This is a genomic window from Sphingopyxis granuli NBRC 100800, assembly GCF_001591045.1.
GTDB classification, from domain to species: domain Bacteria; phylum Pseudomonadota; class Alphaproteobacteria; order Sphingomonadales; family Sphingomonadaceae; genus Sphingopyxis; species Sphingopyxis granuli.
This window is the reverse complement of the sequence record NZ_BCUA01000181.1, coordinates 1-504: the sequence shown is the minus strand read 5'-3', so window position 1 is coordinate 504 and position 504 is coordinate 1. Positions and strand designations below refer to the sequence as shown.

At 61.7% G+C, this 504-nt stretch carries 1 protein-coding gene and 1 pseudogene; both read left to right on the top strand.

Going from position 1 to position 504, the window contains the following annotated elements; genetic code table 11:
- The coding region (locus tag SGR02S_RS19320; protein ID WP_067113844.1) for an IS5 family transposase at positions 1-384 on the top strand (384 nt) is incomplete at its 5' end.
- Positions 360-504, top strand: a pseudogene (locus SGR02S_RS20745) (IS5/IS1182 family transposase); the annotation flags it as partial. The gene SGR02S_RS19320 and the pseudogene SGR02S_RS20745, both read left to right, overlap by 25 nt.

Genomic DNA, 504 nt, shown 5'->3' with positions numbered 1-504 from the left:
CGACAGGAAGTAAGCGACGCGCTTTGGGAGCGGATTGAACCTCATTTGCCGGGCAAGGCAGGCGATCCTGGCCGGACGGGCCGAGACAATCGGCTGTTTGTCGAGGCGGTCTTGTGGCTGGCGCGGTCGGGAGCGCATTGGCGCGTTCTGCCGAAGGAGTTCGGGCGCTGGCACACGGTGTATCAGCGGTTCAACCGCTGGTGCCGCAATGGGGTCTGGGAACGGCTTTTTGCGGCGCTGAGCGATGATGCCGACTTCGAGTACATCCTCGTCGACAGCACCATCGTGCGGGCGCATCAGCATAGTGCCGGTGCCCCAAAAAAAGCGATCGATCCGAAGATCGGTTTGAAGCTCACGCGCTGGGCCGATCAAAAGGCGGCCTGAGCACCAAAATCCATGCTGCTACCGACGCTTTGGGTAACCCGATCCGCTTCCTCCTGACAGGCGGAGAGCGCAACGACATCACCCAGATCGAAGGCCTGCTCGACGGATTGCAGGCCAGAC